This is a genomic window from Neobacillus drentensis, assembly GCF_036965645.1.
In the GTDB taxonomy this organism is placed as follows: Bacteria; Bacillota; Bacilli; order Bacillales; family Cytobacillaceae; genus Neobacillus; species Neobacillus drentensis_D.
Genome location: NZ_JBALPZ010000137.1, coordinates 21,847 through 22,731, shown reverse-complemented (window position 1 = coordinate 22,731; position 885 = coordinate 21,847). Strand labels below are relative to the sequence as shown.

General features: G+C 39.5%; 1 protein-coding gene. It reads right to left on the bottom strand.

Annotated elements, in window-relative coordinates; all coding sequences use genetic code 11:
* Positions 1-210: 210 nt before the first annotated feature.
* Positions 211-858 carry a PAQR family membrane homeostasis protein TrhA gene (trhA, locus tag V7266_RS23660; protein WP_335471552.1) on the bottom strand — a complete coding sequence of 216 codons (648 nt, stop codon included), beginning with the start codon at positions 856-858 and terminating at the stop codon, positions 211-213.
* Positions 859-885: the final 27 nt, after the last annotated feature.

Genomic DNA, 885 nt, shown 5'->3' with positions numbered 1-885 from the left:
ATTTTAAACACCTCAATCATTATTCAGCCCTAGTTTTGTGGTCAGATGTCCCCACCTAATCTCATCCAAATTGGCTAAACCCAATTAGAAGCCGAAAAAGGTTCACCATATGAAAAATCTTCTCTTAGTTTGAGTCAATATGAAGAGTTTAATGTTACTAAATTGTATAAATTTTGCTAAAAAAAACGCCTTGATAAGAGGCGTCTAAAATTAAATCACATATAGGTATACCGATAAAAAATGTGACAGGGTTCCTAATAGGATAAAGATATGGAAGATCTCGTGAAAGCCTAGATACTTTGTTTCCAGAAACTTCGGTTTTGCCCCGTAAATCACTCCGCCAATTGTATAGAAAATTCCTCCGAGGATAAGTAAGAATAGTCCAACAGTGTTTAAGCTTCCGGTCAGTGGTGAGAAGACAAATACAATCATCCAGCCCATCGCGATGTACAAAGCCGTTGAAATCCAGCGCGGGCAAGTAAACCAGACCATTTTAAAAACTACACCGCTGATTGCAACCGCCGAGATAATTGAAAATAAAATGGCGCCTGTTTTTCCGTTTAGACTAATAAAACAAAAAGGCGTGTACGTTCCCGCAATCAGAACAAAAATCATGGAGTGATCAAGTCTCCGTAAAAAGGCAATCACTCTATCTCTTGCAATGACCATATGATAAGTAGCTGAAGCAGAGTAGAGAAGGATCATACTGACACCAAAAATAATGACGGCGGTAATCGCAAGCGGGGTTGGAGTTGTCATGGACGCTTTGATCACCATCGCCAGCAGACCGACAAATGATAAGACAGCTCCCGCTAAATGAGTTAATCCATTAATCGGTTCCCGAATATAATTGTGCATTTTTTTGCCTCCTAACACATCATGTAG